This is a genomic window from Kothea flammea (assembly GCF_052161645.1).
Lineage (GTDB): Bacteria > Planctomycetota > Planctomycetia > Pirellulales > Pirellulaceae > Laterigemmans.
This window is the reverse complement of record NZ_CP197414.1, coordinates 2,355,346-2,375,719: the sequence shown is the minus strand read 5'-3', so window position 1 is coordinate 2,375,719 and position 20,374 is coordinate 2,355,346. Positions and strand designations below refer to the sequence as shown.

General features: G+C 57.2%; 13 protein-coding genes. 7 read left to right on the top strand and 6 right to left on the bottom strand.

Going from position 1 to position 20,374, the window contains the following annotated elements:
* Positions 1 to 477: 477 nt before the first annotated feature.
* A complete protein-coding gene (locus SH139x_RS08445; RefSeq protein ID WP_488354834.1) occupies positions 478 to 2,229 on the bottom strand; it encodes an ATP-binding protein in 1,752 nt (583 codons plus the stop codon).
* Between the two features lie 182 nt (positions 2,230 to 2,411).
* Between SH139x_RS08445 and SH139x_RS08440 the strand changes: the two genes are divergently transcribed.
* The 5 genes from SH139x_RS08440 (at position 2,412) to SH139x_RS08420 (ending at position 8,555) form a co-directional block, all read left to right on the top strand.
* Complete coding sequence (locus tag SH139x_RS08440) at positions 2,412 to 4,580, top strand: M20/M25/M40 family metallo-hydrolase (RefSeq protein ID WP_488354833.1); 2,169 nt, start codon at positions 2,412 to 2,414, stop codon at positions 4,578 to 4,580.
* 260 nt (positions 4,581 to 4,840) lie between these two features.
* On the top strand, positions 4,841 to 5,455 hold the full coding sequence (locus SH139x_RS08435) for an OmpH/Skp family outer membrane protein (RefSeq protein ID WP_488354832.1): 615 nt from the start codon (positions 4,841 to 4,843) through the stop codon (positions 5,453 to 5,455).
* Positions 5,456 to 5,765: 310 nt separating this feature from the next.
* Positions 5,766 to 6,647, top strand: coding sequence for a UDP-3-O-acyl-N-acetylglucosamine deacetylase (gene lpxC / locus SH139x_RS08430; protein WP_488354831.1), 882 nt, complete (start codon positions 5,766 to 5,768; stop codon positions 6,645 to 6,647).
* A 34-nt stretch (positions 6,648 to 6,681) separates the two neighbouring features.
* A complete protein-coding gene (gene lpxA, locus SH139x_RS08425) occupies positions 6,682 to 7,491 on the top strand; it encodes an acyl-ACP--UDP-N-acetylglucosamine O-acyltransferase (protein ID WP_488354830.1) in 810 nt (269 codons plus the stop codon).
* The gene (locus tag SH139x_RS08420; protein ID WP_488354829.1) at positions 7,491 to 8,555 is read left to right on the top strand and encodes a Gfo/Idh/MocA family oxidoreductase; all 1,065 of its coding nucleotides are present in this window, start codon (positions 7,491 to 7,493) and stop codon (positions 8,553 to 8,555) included. The genes lpxA and SH139x_RS08420 overlap by 1 nt, the downstream gene beginning before the upstream one ends.
* Positions 8,556 to 8,916: 361 nt before the next feature.
* Here SH139x_RS08420 and SH139x_RS08415 read toward each other — a convergent pair whose 3' ends face one another.
* The 5 genes from SH139x_RS08415 to SH139x_RS08395 form a co-directional block, all read right to left on the bottom strand.
* On the bottom strand, positions 8,917 to 9,948 hold the full coding sequence (locus tag SH139x_RS08415; RefSeq protein ID WP_488354828.1) for a hypothetical protein: 1,032 nt from the start codon (positions 9,946 to 9,948) through the stop codon (positions 8,917 to 8,919).
* Entirely contained in the window at positions 9,945 to 11,801 is a 1,857-nt protein-coding gene (locus SH139x_RS08410) for an ATP-binding protein (protein ID WP_488354827.1), read from the bottom strand. The genes SH139x_RS08415 and SH139x_RS08410 overlap by 4 nt, the downstream gene beginning before the upstream one ends.
* Positions 11,802 to 12,867: 1,066 nt before the next feature.
* Positions 12,868 to 14,463, bottom strand: a complete 1,596-nt coding sequence (locus SH139x_RS08405) for an aldehyde dehydrogenase (NADP(+)) (protein ID WP_488354826.1) — start codon at positions 14,461 to 14,463, stop codon at positions 12,868 to 12,870.
* A gap of 13 nt (positions 14,464 to 14,476) precedes the next feature.
* Positions 14,477 to 15,334 carry a fumarylacetoacetate hydrolase family protein gene (locus SH139x_RS08400; RefSeq protein WP_488354825.1) on the bottom strand — a complete coding sequence of 286 codons (858 nt, stop codon included), beginning with the start codon at positions 15,332 to 15,334 and terminating at the stop codon, positions 14,477 to 14,479.
* Between the two features lie 74 nt (positions 15,335 to 15,408).
* Complete coding sequence (locus SH139x_RS08395; RefSeq protein ID WP_488354824.1) at positions 15,409 to 17,268, bottom strand: carbon starvation CstA family protein; 1,860 nt, start codon at positions 17,266 to 17,268, stop codon at positions 15,409 to 15,411.
* 249 nt (positions 17,269 to 17,517) lie between these two features.
* Between SH139x_RS08395 and SH139x_RS08390 the strand changes: the two genes are divergently transcribed.
* Together SH139x_RS08390 and SH139x_RS08385 are read left to right on the top strand one after the other, a co-directional pair.
* Complete coding sequence (locus SH139x_RS08390; protein ID WP_488354823.1) at positions 17,518 to 18,582, top strand: FAD-dependent oxidoreductase; 1,065 nt, start codon at positions 17,518 to 17,520, stop codon at positions 18,580 to 18,582.
* A 12-nt stretch (positions 18,583 to 18,594) separates the two neighbouring features.
* Complete coding sequence (locus SH139x_RS08385; RefSeq protein WP_488354822.1) at positions 18,595 to 20,340, top strand: divalent metal cation transporter; 1,746 nt, start codon at positions 18,595 to 18,597, stop codon at positions 20,338 to 20,340.
* Positions 20,341 to 20,374 lie beyond the last annotated feature (34 nt).

Below are 20,374 nucleotides of genomic sequence, written 5' to 3'. Positions count from 1 at the left end.
GCATCGCCCTCACGGGCTCCGCAGTTAGTGTGGCGCCCTACAGGCTGGGCTTAGCGCCCGGGGGAGTGTGCTATTGAGGCCCTAGGTGAAGAAGCTTAGGGTTGGCTCAGGGCGCTAAGCCCAGGCCGGAGGCCGGTAGATAATCTGCCATTGGGCGTCAGCCACCGGTTCCGGACACACACACTGAGTTTCTAGGCCGGAGGCCGGCACATTTTCGCTGTGGCTAGAGTCCATCTTGTGTGTCACCCTCCGGGCTTAAATGCCCTGTTTGGGGCCTACCGGGCCTTTACGGGCCCGGCAGTTTAATGTGCGGTCGTCGCGGCATGGAATCGCCAATACTCCCCTCCCCAACACCGAACACAAGGCCTGACCCTGGCAAAGCCCGTCAGCGTGCGCTGGTGTCTAGCCTTGAGGCGATCCGGATTGCGTTTGACCGGCTGAAGCCGGGAAACCAGCACCGAACACAGAGCCTGGCTTTTACGATAATGTCTCATGATTCGCTAACAATTCGGCATCCTGATCGCCGGCCGGCAAGGTGACGCGAAAGGTACAACCCGATTGCCGAGGCGACTGGTCGGGTTCGAGCAGTTCAATGGTTCCGCCATGTTCGGCGACAATTTTTTGGCTAACCGGTAAACCCAACCCGGTGCCGCGATTTCCTTTGCGAGATTCAAACAACGAAAACACTTTGTCACGATCTTCGGGGCTGATCCCCGGACCATTGTCGGCAACCTCCAGCCACCACCCTTGTTCACCATGGTATCCGCTGCGCAGCCAAACGCGGGCCTGCTCGATCTCGGCGACTGCGTCCAAGGCATTGGTGACGAGGTTGAGAATCGCGCGATGCATCGCTTCGTTGTCAAATTGGCAAGCTGGCAAATCTTCGGCTGGAAAAAACTCCAGCACACACTGTTGTTCTTCCGCCCGCACCTGCATCAGTTCCACCACATCGGCGACGGTAGCATTCAAATCAGCCAACTCGCGTTCCGGTTCTCGGTCTTTGCTGTAGGACAGCATATCGAGCACGAGATGTGAAATTCGCTCTTGATTCTTTTCCACAATCCGCCAGCCACGGCGAATGGCATCCTGATCTTGTCGCTCCAGCCCGGCGCCGATTAAATATCCGCCCCCCCGCATGCCTTGCAAGATATTCTTCATGTGGTGAGAGATAATTGCTATCGTTTGACCGATAGCTGCCAAACGTTCATTTTGCAACAGCGAAGAGTAGTAGAACGTATCTTCGATGGCCAACGCCGCTTGGTGCCCAATCGCCGTCATCAGCCGCAAATGCTCGTCGTTAAAGCGACTCTGCGGTTGCCCGACGACAGGTTGCCCGCCCACAGTTTGCCCAGCCGCCGCTTGCCCGGCCGACGTAAAGGTATCCACGTACAACGCGCCGACGCACTCGTAGCGCCCCAGCAAAGGTACGCAGAGCGCTTCGCGAATCCCCATTTGCACGATCGAATGAGCGGGGTCCCATCGCGCATCTTCACGGGCATCGGTCGTCCGCACTCCCTCGCGACGCTCGATGACGAAATCGAGAATCGTGCGGCTGATCGCCATCCGATCGGCCGGTTGGTGGCTGCGATCACAGCGGGCCGCCGGGCGAAGTTCGTCCGAATCGCTGTCCCGCAACATCACGCACCCCCGATCGGCCTCAACCCAATCGAACACCAATCGCAAAATCCTCTCCAACAGCTCCGGAATATCCATCGTGCGACCGACGGCAATCGCCGTCTGATACATCACGTCCAAGGACCGGCGATCGAGATTCTCCGTCGCCACTTCGGGCTTGACCTTCGTGGCACGACCGGAAAGCACCGAGGGGGCCCAGGAGGAGACGATCCGCGAAGCTTCGGTCGCTTGCGTTTGACTGATAATGTCCACGCTGTGAGCCGCTTGGATCGAATCGGGCGAGCCACTGCCGGTGAAAATCATCAGCGTTTGGCCGATCTGAATCCGATCGCCGCTGCGTAAGGTATAACGGGTGATCGGCTGGCCATTAACCAACGTCCCGTTGCTGCTCTCCAGATCGATCAACTCGAAGAGTTGTTCGTGAGTCGCGCTCGCTGCGTTTGCCAGCGTGCGGATCTGGGCGTGGGTTCGCGAAGCTTCGTTATCGAGCAATTGAATCGCGCAAGACGTATCACGACCGATATGGGTCGTTTGCCCTTCAACGCTGAAGAACTTGCCCTGGTCTCGACCGCGAATCACGTACAACGAAGGCATGGCAGCAGGCAGGAATCCGGAAGGGGGAGGCGCAACACCGCAGGGGCTGGCAGCCGACTCTGGCGGGCATGATCTTCACGAAGCGAGTATCATAGCGTGCGGAGGCTCCCATCGGGCGCGTCCAAGAGCGCAAAATTTAGGAAGCTATTTCTTTTTCTCGACATCACTGGAACCCGAGAGGCATGATGACAAGTCGATCTGCTGTGGTCACCTCGACCGCCCGCCGCAACCGTCACGGCAATTTACCGACCCGCCGGCGGCGGCTCCTCAAGCGAGCCGCCTGGCTGTGTGTCGGTACGCTAATGTTAGCGGGCCAGTCTTTGCTTTCGCCCCTCCGGGCGGAAGATGTGGCTACCAAAGAATTGGCTCGCAGCGGAGCTACCGCGGCCGCTGCATCCCGTGAAAGGCTGGCGAACGATCTCCAGTATCTCTCCAGCGACGCCTTGGAAGGACGTGACACGGGGTCCGAGGGAATCGAAAAAGCGGCCGAGTTCATCGCCAGTCGCTTCGACGAATTGGGGCTGAACACCAACCTGTACGACGGCACCCCGTTTCAAGTCTTCACCGCACTCCGCGATGTCGAAATGGGCACCGCCGAGGCGAACGGGCTGAGCATCCAAGTCGGTGCAGCAGAGCCGAGCACGCACCTGCTGAACGAAACCATGCTACCGCTGGCGATCGGCGGCAGTGGCGAAGTGACCGCTCCGCTGGTGTTTGTCGGTTATGGTATCACCGCCCCTGATGCGAATTACGATGACTACGCCGGGTTGGATGTGACCGGAAAAATCGTGGTCATGCTGCGTGGCGAACCGCGCAGCGGACGCGACGACAATCCGCTCGGGGGACGCCGCAACAGCCGCTTTGCGTTCTTCAACACCAAGATTGAAAACGCCGTGGAGCACGGAGCTGCCGGCGTGTTGCTGGTCAATCACGCCCAAGCGACTGGCCAAGTCATCGCACAGGCCGAGGCGCGGCTAACCCGTGAGCAAGAACGCTTGGCAAGCACCGAAAGTTCGCTAGCCAACCTCCCCGAAGACGCGGTCAATTCGCGTGAACGCTTGTCCCAAACGCTACAGCTGATCCGCTCCCAGATCGCCGCTGCGGAAGCCGACGTGGCGAGCGCCCCCGAGGCGTTGTTGGCCATGAACCAAGCTGGAAACAGCACGCGGGAAGACGCGATTCCTGTGGTTTCCTTCGGTCGCCGAGCTTGCAACGAATTGTTCGCTTCCTTGGAAAAATTCAGCAGCGATGAACCTTTGGCCGAAATCGAAGCCAGCATCGACGAGAAATTCGTGCCGGCTAGCTTTCAACTTGATGAAACCACGGCCACCATCCGGGCTTCGATCGTGACCCGCGACGTAATCGGCAAAAACGTGATCGCCGAATTGCCCGGCAAAGGCAACTTGGCGGAAGAAACGATCGTGATCGGCGCGCACTACGATCACGTCGGCATGGGGGGACGCGGCTCGTTAGCCCCGGGGACCATCGCGATTCATAACGGCGCGGACGACAACGGCAGCGGGACTGTCACGATGCTGGAAACAGCCCGCCGGATCACCGAGATGGACTTGGAAAACCACCGGCGAATCGTCTTTATGGCCTTTACGGCGGAAGAAAAAGGGTTGCTCGGCAGCAAGCATTATGCTCGCGAGCCCCGCTTTCCCTTGGAAACCACCACCGGCATGATCAACCTCGACATGGTGGGCCGACTCAACGACGAAGAGAAGCTAACCGTGTTTGGGACGGGCACAGCCCCCGAATTCGATGGGTTGGTGGACGCGTGGACGGAAAAATTCCAACTTCCGGTCCGCAAAGACGAAAGCGGCTACGGCCCGAGCGATCACACCAGTTTTTACGAGCAAAAAGTACCCGTGCTGTTTTTCTTCACCGGTCTGCACACCGATTATCATCGCCCAAGTGATGATTTCGAAAAAATCAATTTAGACGGCATGGTCCGCATAACCGATATGGTTTGCGAGGCGGCGTTGTACTTGGCCACCGTGCCGGTGCGTCCGACTTTCCAAACCACCGGACCGGGAGCGGGCGTGAATCGGGCGCGAGCCAATCGCCAGCCCGCGGAAACCCCACCGCCAGCCGCCTTCATGGGCGTGGCGATGGAAGACGTGGAGGGAACTGTCGTGGTCACCTCGGTGGTGGATCAAGGCCCGGCTGCCCAAGCGGGTATTCGCCCGGGGGACAGCCTGGTCCAACTCGGAGAGACAAAGACAAAAAGCATGGCGGAAGTGCAAACCGCCGTCGGTGAACAACGTCCCGGGAATGTCGTCGACGTGACGATCAACCGCGGTGGGGACGAAATCACGGTAAAAGTGAAACTTGGCGAGCGACCGTAATATTCGGCAACACCTCGCAAAAAACTACCGGGCCCCCGCTCCTGACGAAAAGCGGGCGCGGGGGCCATTTTGAGAATTTCTTATCACGGTTTTTAAATTAACACGGAAATCAATCTTTACGCGATTGACCCCAGTCGGGCAGAATGCCTCCCGTCTATTAGAGCAGACCTTACCTGTTAAAGGTCAACATCGCGCCCGCAGGATTCGTGGCGCAGCGATGCACGACAACGACACGCACCCCATTTGCAAGGAGAGCGAAAGTGCGACATTTTTCGAAGTTGGCGACGGTTGTTGGATGTCTTGGTCTCATGCTGATCCCAGCGATCTCAGCCCAAGCCCAAGGCGGTGGTGCCAAGCCAACGGTGATCGCGGTGGTCGACGTGGCTCGGATTCTCAAGGAACACAAGGGAATTCAAGCCCAAGTCAAAGCCGTCGAAGAGGAACTGGCCAGCTATGACAAACAGTTCAAGCAACAACAAGAAGAGCTCAAAGCGGCCGTTGAACTGCTGAAAACCCTGCAACAGGGTAGCGTCGACTATGCCAAGCAAGAAGAAAAGATTGCCAACGCCGACAGCAGCTTGCGATTGCAAATGAACCGCAAACGCAAAGAATTGGTCGATGCCGAAGCACGCATCTACTACGACAATTACACGATGATTTCCGACGCTGTCAAATTGATCGCCGAGCACAACAAGATTGACCTGGTGTTGCGTTACAACAGCGAAGAGATGGCTCTGGAAAACCAAGAGTCGGTGATTCGTGGCGTGATGAAAAACATCGTCTACCACAAAGACAGCTTGGATATCACCGCTTACGTGATGCAAGTGCTCGACCAGAAAATGGCCAGCAAGCAACCAGCTACCGCAACTCGCTAACGCGGCAACGCCAGCGAGCCAGGATGCTTGAAATTTGACTACGATGGCAAGGAAAACAGGGACCGTGTCATCGGCTCGTCAAGGTGAAGCCAGGAAAGCAAAGTTGCCTTTCAATCGTGGGGAAAACAGCGAGCCCGCGGGCCGCTGTTAACAAAGCGTGCAAAGTGATTTAGGACAGTCTGACCAGCCTCTTTAACCGGGGGCTGGTCAGGCCTGTTCCAGCCCGACTGCAAAACTGTCTGGGCAAACCAACATCAAGACAACGAAGTAATTAGAGCCGACGGCAACACGCGCTACGGAGGGTGCGGAGATGCGAGTTCGAGAACGAAACGAGCACACGATTGCCGAACGGGTTCGCCTTTCCGGACGGGGATATTGGTCAGGAGAGGGTGTCAATCTGAGGTTTTTGCCAGCGGCCGCTGGAACCGGTATTCGCTTTGTGCGAACCGATTTGCCGGGCCAGCCGGAGATCCCCGTATCGGTCGACAATCGTCGTGACCAAGCGTTGCGGACCGTGCTTCAAGTTGACGGGGCGCGGGTGGAAATGATCGAGCACTTATTGGCGGCGCTCGGTGGGTTGGCAATTGATAATTGTCGCATCGAAGTCGACCGCCAGGAACTACCCGGACTCGACGGTTCAGCCGCCGGTTACGTCGACGTGCTGCGTTCCGCCGGTTTGGTCATGCAAGCCCAATCTCGCCGACAAATCATCGTCGATCGGCCCTTGCGAGTGGGCGATGCGGGTGGCTGGGTGGAAGCCCTACCATCACCCGACGGAATGATGCACGTGGAATATCGGTTGGACTACGGCGGTGATTCGCCAATTCGACCGCAAACCTATCATTGCGTGCTGACGCCGGAAAACTTCTGCCGTGACTTGGCTCCGGCGAGGACTTTTGTCACCAAAGAGCAAGCGGCCCAACTGCGACAAGCCGGTTTGGGCAAGCACGTCACAAATCGTGATCTTTTGGTATTCGGAGATTCGGGCCCAGTTGATAATCTATTAAGATATGTCGACGAGTGCGCCCGGCATAAGACACTGGACTTGGTTGGGGATCTCAACGTAGTCGGTGCGGATTTAATTGGTTGCTTCACCTCCTACCGAGGCGGTCATCAATTAAACGGTAAGTTGGCAACGGAGTTAATCGCTGCGGCGAATTGCGTTTCGGCGGGATGCCGCGACGCTGCGTAACATAATCGCAACTTGTTAGGAAGGATTCACGCTGATGAGCGTCACTATCGCCCCCACCGCCGCGGTTGATCCCAGGGCGAAGATTGAAGCGGACGTTCACATTGGCCACTTTTGCGTCGTCGGTCCCGATGTCACCATCGGGCGTGGCACGCGATTGGAAAGCCATGTGACGCTAATGGGACATGTCAGTATCGGGGAAGAAAACCATATTTTCCCCAACGTTGTCATTGGGGGACACCCGCAAGATATCAGTTACCGCGGCAGTGAAACGCGGGTGGAGATCGGCCACTCCAACATCATCCGTGAATCGGTCACGATCAACCGCGGCACCGAAAAAGAAGATGGTATCACGCGGCTGGGTAATCAATGTTACATCATGACCTGCAGCCACATCGCTCACGATTGCAAAGTCGGCGATCGAGTGATCATGGCCAACAACGTGATGCTCGGTGGACACGTGCATGTGCACAATGATGCCACGATCAGCGGCGGCGTCGGCGTGCACCACTTCGGCTCGGTCGGCAATTTCGCTTTTGTCGGCGCGCTCTCGCGAGTTCTGCATGACGTGCCACCATTCATGCTCTGCGAAGGCATCCCCGCCAAACCACGTTGCGTGAACGTCGTGGCGCTCAAACGCAATGACTTTCCCGCCGAGGATATCCGCCTAGTCACCGAAGCCTTCAAGTTGCTCTATCGCTCCAAGGTGGGCGTCGAGTCGGCTCGCGAACTATTGCTGGCGCGGGGTCCGATGCGCCCCTGCCTCAAGGCGCTCTTTGATTTCCTAGACCATCAACGCGGTGGCAGCCACGGACGTGGTCGCGATCGCAGAAAGAAAGCAGCCTAATGTCTCTAAAGTTTGCTGTGGTCGGTGCGGGCCATTTGGGAAAAATCCACGCCCGCTTGTTGGCCAGCTTGGATGATGTCGAAGTGGTGGCGATTACCGACCCCAGTGACGCCGCGCGGGCCGGGGCCGCCACCGCGCTGAACCTACCGACCTATGCCAGTCACCGCCAAGTGCTCGACCAAGTCGACGCCGCCGTGATCGCTTCTCCAACCGGCTTGCATGCTGAAATCGCCAGCGATTTCCTCACCGCCGGCAAACATTTGTTGGTGGAAAAACCGCTCACCACCAGCGGCGAAGATGCCGCCCAATTAGTCCGCTTGGCGCATCGTCACGACTGCGTCTTACAAGTCGGGCATGTCGAACGATTCAACCCAGCCTGGTCGGCAGCGACTGACTTTATTCGCCAACCCAAGTACATCGAAGCGACGCGGGCTAGCAGTTTCCCGGGACGCTGCCTCGATGTGGGCGTGGTGATGGATTTGATGATTCACGATTTGGATCTGGTGCTATCTTTGACCGACGCCGAATTGGTCGACATTCAAGCTAGCGGGATCAGCGTGGTTTCCGACCACGAGGATCTAGCCGAGGCCCGCCTCACATTCGCCTGTGGGCTAGTTGCCAACCTGAAAGCTTCCCGCGTCAGCTTGGGTGCCAGCAGGCAGATGAGTCTGTTTGGGGCCAACGGCTTTGCGGAACTTGACTTTTCCCAGCCCAGCGCGACGCTGGTGCGAGCGTCGGGAGCCGTCTGTGATGGCTCCTTTGAGCTAACCACGCTGGGAGAACCCAAGCAAGCTCGCGATCGGTTATTCGGCGAACATTTAACCGTCGAACAACCGGCACTTGAACCGCGCAACGCAATTCTTGACGAGCTGCATGACTTGGTGATCAGCATTCGTTCCGGCACGGCGCCGACCGTCACCGGCGCGGCGGGTGCCCGCGCCGTGCAGGTTGCCAACCAGGTCTTGCGAACGATCGACAATCGCTGCTGGACGGCTGACAAAGCGAGCCCGCAACGTGGCCCGCATGTCAAACCTCTGGCGAAAACGCAAAAGCGGGCCGCATAAGCCGCAACGCGCCAGAGAGCGTTTCCCCACCGCATCAGCCGCAACGCGCCAGCGTGCGGTTCCCCACCGCATCAGCCGCAACGCGCCAGCGTGCAGTTCCCCTCCGCATCAGCCGCAACGCGCCAGCGTGCGGTTCCCCTCCGCATCAGCCGCAACGCGCCAGCGTGCGGTTCCCCTCCGCATCAGCCGCAACGCGCCAGCGTGCGGTTCCCCACCGCATCAGCCGCAACGCGCCAGCGTGCGGTTCCCCACCGCATCAGCCGCAACGCGCCAGCGTGCGGTTCCCCACCGCATCAGCCGCAACGCGCCAGCGTGCGGTTCCCGAGAACCAGGAGCGAGCGAGGTGAAAAACGCCCCTTGTTTACAAGAAGCGATCTGGTTTCCTGAGCGCTTTGCAAATCTTAGCCAGCTCCTGTTTCCAGTGCTCGACTTGTTGGTCATCCCCAGTTTCGGAATAGAGCTCGATGAGGTGTTGGGCACCGCCAGCTTGCTCCCAGTAACGTCCTTTTTTGGCGATGTCTTGCTGCTGGTTTAGACGCATTTGAACAGCTTGCTCGTGGTCGCCAGAGTTCAGCCAAAACCAAGTTGAGAATAGATAGTCGTCGCTGTCAGCCATCGATTGACGAAGCCGCCAACCTTTTCGGTATTCCGTCTTGGCTGCCTTCGCATCACCAAGGGCGGCTAACGCACAAGCTCGCGCCAGAGCCAGCGAACCTTTGGCTTCTTTATCGGGTTCACCGTCACGCAAGCCCTGGTCTGCGTATTCCAGCATTGCCTGCCAATTTCGTTGTTTACAAGCAGCTTTCGCGCGGAAGTAGCCAATCGCCCACAAGTCGTCTGGATCAACGACGCTGGCGATCTCCTGCACCTTGACGGTCCACTGTTCAACTTTTTTCCAATCAGCTTGCTCGAATGCCAATGTTGCAACGCCGTTGAGAATTCGCAGTTCGTGTTCCTTTGCGGGCCCACAGTTCGCGCGGACGTATTCGTAGGCCGCCATGATTTCATCGGCGTAACCTATGGGGTCCGTATTCGCCAGATTGTTAACCAATTTGACATTCACCATCATCTGCTGTGGCGTACCATTGAATTTGGGTTGCCTGGCCTGGATGGCACCCGCGGAAAGCAATTCGCGAGCCGCCTTCACTTCGCCCATGGTCTCCAGTCCTTGAGCTAGCCAGACGTCGCACCACAACGTGAATAACTCCTCACCAAGCGATTCGCTGATTTGTCTTGCCTTCTTTAGTAAAGAGACGTTGAGTGCTGGATCATCAGGGTCTTCCATGCTCTCCTCGAACAAGTCAAGCATCTCGATCGCCCGCTCGCCATAGTTGTCGTCTTCATAAATGTTATCCGAGTAGCATTGATACCACTCCCAAATATCACCACTCATCTGATCAATTCCTGCAGTGATTGGCTGAATTTCCCGAATGCAGTCATACATTGCCTGGCATCGAGCATCCGCCCCGAGAAGATTTTTGTAGCTTGATAGAGCGCTTCGCAAATGTTTAATTCCAGTTGGGCAGTGGAGGCCAACTGGGCTAATCTTTGAATCAAAGGAGATTTAGCATTAAGATACAAAATCCCCTCTTCACTTTCTCCTTCGGCGCGAAGTTCGGACGCACAACCGGCCAGCATCTCGGCGACTCCGGGAATCAAGGCGTCGTCATGCACGGCTTGGCGGGCGTCGCGAATGAACTCTGCGTTGGGAGAATACAGCAAGATTGCCGGGAGGTCCTCGGGATCGAACTCCCCCATCTTCACTCGAGGTTCCAACTGTTTGAATATTTCCGTTAACGGGATGTACTTTTTGCTGCGGATTTCGCGAATCAAGGAGTGGATATCGCTTTCCGCTTGCACCAAACGAACTTCAGTATGTTCCTGCGCGTATTTTTCCAGAAAGGGCAACACGCCAAACCAACTGGCATCGATCACTGGTTTACCGCAACCCTCCAGAATCACTTGTTCGCACAGCCTCGGAGTGTCGTTAATCTGGTAATACAAAATCTTTTGTTTTGACTGTCGCAGGTAATCGGGAATTGAAAGCCTGCCACGAGAGGTCGGGAGGCGGATTGCATCAGCGACCCTGCGGAAAAAACCTTGGTGTTCCGCTGCCCACGCCATGATCAGGTCGGCGTGCGAATCAAGCACCGCGTGCCAGCGATGGGGAGTGTCTTGGCATAGTCGTTCCAGGCCAGCCAAAAGTTGTTCTTCGATGGCATCGGCAACCCATTCCAGGTTTTCATCTTCGTGGATGTCTTCGCGCGAAGCGGTCGGTTGCAGCATCGGAGATTCCACAATCGCGCTCGCAAAGCGGGCCCACTTAGGCAGCAACCTGCGATCGCGTTCACATATTAACATGCTGCGAATGAAGACCGTCGCGTCTCCGTGCTCTTGCAGGGACGCCCTGGATCGCTCCGGGATATAGATGACTCCCGATAAAGGAATGTGAACTGAATCATGACCAACGGAACGCTTGTGATCTGTTAGCGGCAAGACCCAAATCGGGTCATCCGAAATTTCTCGCGTTCGCAAGAACGCAATGATCGCGGCTTCGATGCCTGCACTTTCTGCCGTACCCGCTGCCCCCCTTTTCCATGGCGGATGCCCGAGATTGGAACGCAGCGATGCTTTTCCAACGAAAATCGGATGAGGCAGCAGGTCGGCAAAACGCTTTACCTGTCGATCGAGTGTCGGCTCATCCAGCAAATGCCGCATCGCAGGCTTGAGGGTCAAGCGAACCGTCGTGCCGACAGTGGTTCGTCTGCCCGTTGTCAGGCGGTAGGACTCACTTCCGTCGCTTTGCCAAGTCACCGCTTTGTGGCCGTTTTGAAAAGACTTGGTTTCCACCACGACCGATTCGCCCAACATAAATGCGCTGAGAAAACCCAAACCGAACTGCCCGATCAAAGTTTGGTCAAGCAGCGGCTCCTGTAAAGCTAGGTCTTGGCGCAATTGGCGAGTGTAGCCGCGACCGATTGTTGACAAGTAGGCAATGACCTCCTCTTTGGTCAGTCCCGATCCGTTGTCTTTAATTTCGAGAATATGCTTGTTCTTGTTGATACGCACATCAATGCGAGGAGCCTGATCCCAATCCGCCTGTTCAATGGCTCGTCGCGAAATGGAGTCATGCGAGTTTTGCAACAATTCCCTTAGACCGACTCGCGGGTCCGAGTAGAGATGCTCCGCGAGAACTCTGATCAGCCCAGGAAGATGCAAGTCAAACTTTTGCGGTGAGGATGTCATTTATTCCTTTGATAAGCCTGTGGCATACGCATCGTAATTGCCAAAAGTAAGTCGTGCAGGGTCCAGCCTGGGACACAAAGCTAGTGTGTCCCATCAAGGAACGGAGAACGAAAATGGGACGGAGCTTGAAACAAATAATTCAAGTTCGCCTCATTTTCGTGCAAACTTCATGTCGCATCAATACCCGGGCGCACCCCCGCAAAACCGTCATACCCACATAACCTCGCGGCCAATCCGAAAACACGTCTTGCCCCACGAAACCCCGATGCGAGCCATTGCGCGACGTCGTAGCCTCCTCGCATACATGCCGATGTCGGATACGGAGAGCGCATCACCGAGATTCATGAGCTCCACGACTCTGCGTTTCCAAGCTGCGAACAGTTGCGAAAGAATTGTTTCAAGCTGATTCGCGGTGAAGTACATCTTGAAAATCATGTCATTTGCTACTGAATTCGAAACACCGGTTCTATATCGTTAATGTTATTAGTGTGCGATGAGTGAAGATTAGTGTGTTATTCGATTAGTGTGTTATTCGATTACTGTATTATGATGGGAACGCTAATCGTCACTATTCGGGCGGGAAGACGCGGCAAGGCTGGTATCGCGAAATGTTGCGACGAACGATGGAAGCCAACCAGTTTACCTTGCATAAATACGAAAGACTTGTATCGAGGTGCTGAGCCTCCCCGCAAATTGATATCATTAAGGTATCAATTAGCCGCTATTGATACCCACGAAGTACCGATAGCAAGAGTGGTGAAAATCTTCCCGTCCTTACAAAAGCGATCTGGTTTCTTAAGCGATGTACAAATCTCAGCCAGCTCCTTTCGCCTCAAGGCTAGACACCAGCGCACGCCGAATCGCCTCAAGGCTACACACCATCGCACGCTGGCATTTCCCTACCCAAAGGCGCAGGGAGACGAAAAAACGTCGAGCCTGTTCGACACACAGTCGATAAATACCGCAAACCAGAACAACAGTTCTCAAACGCTAACTTTATTAGTGTGCGATGAGCAGGAATTAGTGTTCTGTGCTGTTTGCCGTATTAAACACCGGACGCGAACGCTTAACGGCTAACGGCATCGGTCGTCCAGCGTCCATCAACCATTCGCCAAGTTTGTCCCGTTGGATTCTCATCCGCGAGCAAGCTCGGCAGACGTTGTTTGCGGACGTTGTCAAAACTGGTCAGCTTGCCAAATCGCAACAGCGAAGCGGGCACGCCCACCGCGGTAAATCCTGGATGCCCCGTCGCCGGATAGGGACCACCATGATTCATCGCCGCCGAAACCGCCACGCCGGTCGGCATCTTATCGTTCAGCAAGCGACCGACTTTGGGCGTGAGGGCAAAGGCCAAGGCTTCGTAAGCCGATTCGTCATCTTCGCTGGCTGAATAAATGCAGCCGGTCAGATTGCCTTCGAGCGACTCAATTACGCGGATCATTTCCGAGGTGTCGCTGGCCAACACCAGCAGCGCGGCGTTACCAAAGGCTTCGGTTTGGAACGCTTCGGGATCACTCAAAAACTGCGTCGCATCGCAGCGGAGCAGGGTGTTGGCCACGGCGCAACGCCCATTCTCCACAGCCCCACCGCCGGTCAACACTTGAGCGCCCGAAGACTGCAACGTTTCAATCGCCGCGGTCAATGATTTGGCAACTGCGGGTGAGAGCAGGGTGCCGGCGGGGGCTGTCTGAAACCGCTCGGTCAACCGCTCCACAAATTGCTCGCCATCCGCGCCCGCGGGCAACAGGACCAAGCCGGGATTGGTGCAAAATTGGCCACTTCCCATCAACACGCTAGTCAGGTACTGGTCAAGAATATCAGTTCCCGACTCGGCCAGCGCGGCGGCCGTAATGACGACCGGGTTAACGCTGGAAAGCTCAAGATAGATCGGCTTACCAGCTTGATCGGCAGCCGCTTTTAGTTTCAAACCGGCCCCCCGGCTGCCCGTGTATCCGGTCGCTCCCACCCGCGGATCCGCGACCAAGCGTTCGCCATCTTCGTGACTGGTGCGGTAAATCAACTGCACGGTCCCAGCCGGCATGTCGGTTTCGCGAGCCGCTTCCATCGCTTCCTCCGCCAACAACTGGCTGGTCTCAGGATGCGAGCTATTGGCTTTGGCGATCACCGGGTTGCCGGCGGCAATCGCGGCGGCAAAATCGCCCCCCGCCACGCTGTTGAACGCGAAGGGAAAATTATTGGGACCGAACACGCAGACCGGCCCGAGTGATTGATAGCAAGAACGGATGCCGGCGGCCGTATCGATGGTGGCCAGCGCCCAGTCACCACTGCGTGCCGCGGCAGCCGCTTTCCGCAATTGCCCCGATGTTCTGGGCAGTTCCACATCAGCCAGACGCGGCGATTTGGCCAAGCCCGTTTCGGCGTAAGCCGTTTCCACCAGTTGCTCTTTGGCCGCTTCGATCCGGTCGGCGAAACGCTCCAAAAACCGGGCGATCTGCTCAGCCGGCAATTTTCGCAGCGCTGCGTGGGCGGCAACCGCAGCATCCAGCGCCGCGTCGCAATCGGCCCAAGTGCTGACCGGGAACATGGCCTCGCGGGGCGTGGCCGTGTTGGGGTCGGTGGCTTGGAAAGTGCCGCTGGCATCAGCGTCGCGCCAGGTGCCGGCGATCAACACGGGCCGCGTGGTAGCTTGTGCGGTGGCCATTTAAAAAACTCCTTTAACCTTGAATGATCGAATTGGAAAGCGTACCGATGGTATCGATCGTGATGTCGACCCAATCGCCCGCTTGCAAAGTAAAATCAGCATTTGGCACAACGCCCGTGCCGGTCATCAGCACGGCGCCGTCTGGAAAGCTGTTGTCGCGTCCCAGCCAGCTGACCAAATCGGTAAACTCACGAGCCATTTCAGCCGCCGAGGTGGCCGCTTCGAAAACCACGCTCTGACCGCGACGAATCGTCAACTGAACAGCCAACTCAGCCGGTTCGACCGGCCCGGAAACCAGCCGTATCCAGGGCCCCAAGCCGGCCGCCGCATCGTAACACTTGGCCTGCGGCAGGTAGAGCGGATTCTCGCCTTCAATGTCTCGCGAACTCATGTCGTTACCAATCGTCAAACCGACGATCCGCAGTCCCCGGTTGAGCACCAGCGCGACTTCGGGTTCCGGCACGTTCCAGCTGGCATCCTCTCGAATTCGCAACGCTTGCAGGTGACCGCGAACCCGATGGGGCGTCGCTTTAAAGAACAGTTCGGGACGGGCGGCCGTGTAGACGCGATCGTAACACGAAGCAGCCGCTTCGGACTCTTCCATGCGGGCCGTCTGGCTGCGTTTGTAAGTCACTCCCGCCGCCCACACTTCCTGACGATCAATCGGAGGGAGCAAAATCACCTCGTCAATCGACACCGCCGCCGCTGTCTGCAACGATTCGACCGCCGCGATCGGATCGACCGCCTCCAACAAATCGCTGAGGCATGCATAGGGCGTGCCAGTCAATCGCAAAGGAGCGATCGACACGTCTTGGACCACACCGAGCTGAGTTTCGCCACTGGTCCGATCGATAAATTTTGCAATTTTCATGCTTAGAATCGTAACGCTCAAAGAAGGTTCGAGAAAGCCGCCTGCCACCAAGCCAATCAAGCCAATTCAGATAATCAAGCCGACGAGGCCGCCGCTGGAATCACGATCGCCGGCTCCAACTGCCCCTGAGCCGATCGCCAGATCAGCAAGCCTTCAACCACCATCCAAATTTGCAACGCCAAAATGGATACGCCGAAGAGCGTCAAATGCCAATCTCCGGCCGGATACCACTGATAAACAATCTGATAGGTGATCGCCCAAGCCGGCATCGTCAACATCAGCAGCATGGGAATCAGCAGCGGCCAAGTTGGTTTACGACGGCGGGCCAAATAAAAGACGCCCACCATCAAAGCCAGCCCGGCCAATAATTGATTGGTCGCACCAAACAAGGGCCACAGAATCATGCCTCCAGTTCCCGGTGGATCGCCAGCCAGCAAGGCAATTGCCACCGCCACGCCGACCGCTGCGGAAGTGGCGACATATTTATTGGTCAGCGGAGTCACATGAATCGTGGCCCCCAGTTCCTGCAACACGTAACGCAGCAAACGCGTGGCCGTGTCGAGCGTGGTGGCGGCGAAACAAGCAACCAACACCGCCATGATCGCCACCGCCATTCGCAACGGCACGCCGATGGCCGTGATGAAATTCGCGCCCCCATCGATGAAGGCGGCAAGTTTGTTTTTCAATTTGTGGTTGGCCCAGCCACCGCCGCCATCCTCCCCGCCGCTGACCCGGTAATAGCTTCGCCAAGCGGCCGCCCCCGTGATCGCGGCTCCCGTCTCGGTGGTCGTCAGCCGATAATCGGCCCCGTCATCACCGACCACTCGCTCCACAGGTCCCATTCCGACCCCCGCGCAGCAAGCCAAAATCACCACCACCGCCAAGGCGCCTTCGAGCAGCATCGCACCGTAACCGACCGGCCGCGCGTCGGTCTCACAGGCCACCTGCTTGCTGCTGGTGCCACTGCTGACTAAACAATGAAAACCGCTGCAAGCACCGCAGGCGATGGTGATAAATAAGAACGGCAAGATCGGCGGCGCGTCGCTGGGGATCTCTGCCGCCGGAGCAATCGCCGGAGCCGTGGCGACCAGATCGGCTTGCCCCGTCAGCGAAGCGACAACCAAACCGGCCACCAGCAACGCCAACGCCACGAACAGTTGATGGCTGTTAATGTAATCACGGGGCTGCAGCAACAGCCAGACGGGCAACACCGAAGCGGCAAAGGCGTACGCCAACAGGATCAAAGTCCAAACCACCACGGCGCTGGAAAACAGGCCACTTTCCGGCAGGTAAGCCTTGAGATCGAGCGGCAAATAATAGGCTCCCGCATAAACCGCCGCGTATAGTAACGCCAAGCCTGCCAAACTGGGAACCAGCAACCCGCCTCCTTGACGATACACCCAAAAACCAATCATCACGGCGGTCGGCATCGCCACCCACACGCTCAGCACCGATTCCGGGTAGAGATCAAAAATCGAAGCGATCACCAACCCGAAGACGGCCAATACGATCCACAAGGCGAGGGCCAAAATCGTCAAAAACAGCAGTTTAGCCCGCGGCGAAATCAGCCGCCCGGCGGTCTCACCAATCGTTTGCCCGCGGTTGCGAATGCTGATCACCAATGCCGACAGATCGTGCACGCCACCGATCAGAATGGAGCCGAACACGACCCATAATAACGCCGGCAGCCAGCCCCAAAACACGGCGATCGCCGGCCCCACGATCGGCCCGGTGCCGGCAATGCTGGTAAAATGATGGCCAAAAATCACCGATAGCCGGGTCGGCACAAAATCAACGTTGTCTTGCTGGGCCCGGCTGGGCACCGGCGAGGCGTTGTCCAAGCCAAATAATCGATTACCCAAATAACGACCGTAGGTGTTATAGGCAACGATAAAACCAACCATCGAAAGGACGGCGACGACCAGGGTGGACATGATTGCGGATGTCAAACAAGGGAAAAAGGCGGGAAAACAGCGTGATCGCGGCAGTTAAAAGTGGCAGCCAGGTGAAGCCGAGTGGACGATTCGTCGCAAGGGGTGGGTGACCAACCAGTTATGGTACTTATAATACCCGGGCAAATTCTGCCTGTGGCGGCTTGACGGATAAGGTATCCGAAACTCACCTTGGCGTCACTTCGTTATTATTCTTCGCCCCTCCTCCTGTTATCCGTAAAAGGTTCACGCGTGTCGGAACAGATTGAAAAGACGATCATCATTGGTAGTGGCCCCGCTGCTTGGTCTGCCGCGATCTACGCGGCACGTGCCAATTTGGAACCGCTGGTGTTCGAAGGTGCGATGAGCGAAGAGAATCGCATGCAGGGCACCCTGCCGCTGGGGCAGCTGGCGCAAACCACCGAAGTCGAAAATTACGCGGGATTTCCCTCGGGAAAACTCAAGCAGTTTATCGATTCGGCGATCGACAAAGAGCAAGAATATTTGCTGCCCCCGGTCGAGGAAGAAGCGCACGCGGTGACCGGCCCCGAGCTGATGAACCTGATGCGCCAACAAGCGCGTAATTTCGGCACCCGCGTGATCACCGACGACGTGGTTCGCACCGAATTGGGCGAGCGTCCGATGACGGTGCACACCGCCGACAACGGCTCCTTCCGCTGCCACACGATGATTGTCGCCACCGGAGCACGCGCTAATTACTTGGGGCTGCCCAGTGAGGAAGCTTACAAAAACCGCGGCGTCAGCGCCTGTGCGGTCTGCGATGGTGCGCTGCCACGGTTCCGCAACAAACCGCTGGCGGTCGTCGGCGGCGGAGACAGCGCCGTCGAAGAGGCCAGTTACTTGTCGAAATTCGCCAGCAAAGTTTACTTAGTCGTTCGCCGCGATGTGCTGCGGGCCTCCAAGATCATGCAAGAACGCGTAACGCGGATTCCCAATATCGAACCGCTGTGGAACCATGAAGTCGACGAAGTGCTGGGGACAGAGACCGGCGGAGTCACCGGTTTGCGTCTGCTCAACAACAAACAGCAGACGAAAACAGAGATTGAAATCGGCGGCTTGTTTTTGGCGATCGGCCACACGCCCAACACCTCTTTTCTCGGCCCCGAAATCAAACGCAATGAATTAGGTTACATTGAGTGGACGACGCCCCAGCGAACTTACACCACTGTGGAGGGTGTATTCTCGGCAGGCGACGTCTCGGACGATTATTATCGTCAAGCAATTACTTCGGCAGGGACCGGCTGCATGGCCGCGCTCGATGCTGAGCGATACTTGGCCGAACACGACATGCTGTAAAAGGTGATTTTGATGGCGGATTCCAGCGACAACATGGCGGACAGTTCCCCCGCGGGTGATGCAGCACTCGACCGACAAACGGCTTTGCTCAAGTCGGTTGAAAACCGTGGACTGCCCGTTCGCTTGGCGACCTACACTCGACTCAGCGGCCCCGGTTGGCTACAAGGCGCGATCACCTTGGGAGGAGGTTCGCTGGCAGGTGCGCTCTACTTGGGCGTGATCATGGGCTATCAGTTAATGTGGCTTCAGCCGGTGGCGATCAGCCTCGGTGTGGTCATGCTGGCGGCGATCAGCTACGTCACTTTGTCAACTGGCGAAAAACCATTCGATGCCGTTCGCAACCACGTCAGCCCCGCGCTCGCTTGGGGTTGGCTAATTGCTACGATGATGGCCAACGTGGTCTGGTCGTTGCCGCAATTTGCTTTGGGAACCGCCGCCATTCAACAAAACCTGTTGCCCGCGAGCGCCACGCCAACTGGCAAAGTGCTAGCCGCTGGCAGCCTGCTAGTGGCCGCTCTGATCGTGGTCTGGTTCTACAACTCGGGCAGCCGCGGGATCCGCATTTTTGAATGGATCCTCAAAGCCATGGTGGGCGTCGTCGTGCTCAGCTTTTTCGGCGTCGTGGCGGCCATGACCAACGCTGGCGTGCTCCCCTGGGGCGAAATTTTTGCCGGCTTTATCCCCGATCCCCGCGCCCTCTTCGAACCTGCCGAATCGCTCCGCGAAGACATCGCCGCCACCGGCGAGATGTCTACGTGGTGGTCCGACAAGATCGCTTCCACGCAGAAAGATAAGATCATCACCGCCTTTGCCACCGCGGTGGGGATCAACATGACTTTTTTGCTGCCCTATTCGATGCTGCGAAAACGCTGGGGCAAACCGCACCGCGGCTTGGCTATTTTCGATCTGGCGATTGGCCTCATTTTTCCCTTTGTGCTGGCAACCGGCTGCGTTGTGATCGCCGCTAGCAGCCAGTTTCATGGTCAACCCAAAGATGTCTTCGCTATGCTCGAAGCGGAGCAACTGGGAACTAAAGAAGTCAAAGACTATCGCAAGATTCTTGACCAAAGATTGGCTGCCGCCCCACCATCCAAAGAAACCGAGTATCAAACACCGATCAGCGAGCTGAGCGACAGCGAACGAGCTGCCCTGCACGCTGAGCTTCCCGAAGCCGATCGGCGGATGGCGGCCATGCTGGTGGAACGGGACAACCTCTCGCTGGCGACCACGCTGGCACCTTTGGTCGGTTCGCAAATCGCGCAAAAAGTCTTCGGCATCGGCGTGCTGGGGATGGCACTCTCAACAATCATAATCTTGATGATCATCAACGGCTTTGCCTTTTGCGAAATGATCGGCGCATCGCCCGATGGCCCCATGCACCGCATCGGCTCGCTGTTGCCGGCCGTCGGCGTGCTGGGACCGTTTGTTTGGGGTGCGGCCGCCCCGGCGCTGGCGACCCCAACGTCCGTGATTGGCGGCGCCATGCTTCCGATCGCTTATCTCTCATTCCTGTTGCTAATGAACTCCGAACAAGTACTCGGCAAAGCCATGCCGCGGGGGATCAAACGCGTGGTCTGGAATACGCTGATGATTACCGCCACCTCAATCGCCTCGGCCGCGTCGGTGTGGGGTTTGTATGAGAAAAAACTATATGGGTTTGAGTTGGGTAAAACAGCCCTCGCCGCCCTGGTCGTGCTGCTGGTGATCGGCATGGTATCGTTTGCCCGCAAAGAAGCTGCCGCGAAAGCCAGTCGGTAATCATGCGGCAAAAATGGTCCGCCCCTCTTCTCGA

Coding starts and splice junctions, on each gene's coding strand:
- SH139x_RS08420 (WP_488354829.1), top strand. CDS start 7,491: ATGTCTCTAAAGTTTGCTGTGGTCGGTGCGGGCCATTTGGGAAAAATC.
- SH139x_RS08400 (WP_488354825.1), bottom strand. CDS start 15,334: ATGAAAATTGCAAAATTTATCGATCGGACCAGTGGCGAAACTCAGCTC.
- SH139x_RS08385 (WP_488354822.1), top strand. CDS start 18,595: ATGGCGGATTCCAGCGACAACATGGCGGACAGTTCCCCCGCGGGTGAT.
- SH139x_RS08415 (WP_488354828.1), bottom strand. CDS start 9,948: ATGAGTGGTGATATTTGGGAGTGGTATCAATGCTACTCGGATAACATT.
- lpxC (WP_488354831.1), top strand. CDS start 5,766: ATGCGAGTTCGAGAACGAAACGAGCACACGATTGCCGAACGGGTTCGC.
- SH139x_RS08395 (WP_488354824.1), bottom strand. CDS start 17,268: ATGTCCACCCTGGTCGTCGCCGTCCTTTCGATGGTTGGTTTTATCGTT.
- SH139x_RS08445 (WP_488354834.1), bottom strand. CDS start 2,229: ATGCCTTCGTTGTACGTGATTCGCGGTCGAGACCAGGGCAAGTTCTTC.
- SH139x_RS08405 (WP_488354826.1), bottom strand. CDS start 14,463: ATGGCCACCGCACAAGCTACCACGCGGCCCGTGTTGATCGCCGGCACC.
- SH139x_RS08410 (WP_488354827.1), bottom strand. CDS start 11,801: ATGACATCCTCACCGCAAAAGTTTGACTTGCATCTTCCTGGGCTGATC.
- SH139x_RS08440 (WP_488354833.1), top strand. CDS start 2,412: ATGATGACAAGTCGATCTGCTGTGGTCACCTCGACCGCCCGCCGCAAC.
- lpxA (WP_488354830.1), top strand. CDS start 6,682: ATGAGCGTCACTATCGCCCCCACCGCCGCGGTTGATCCCAGGGCGAAG.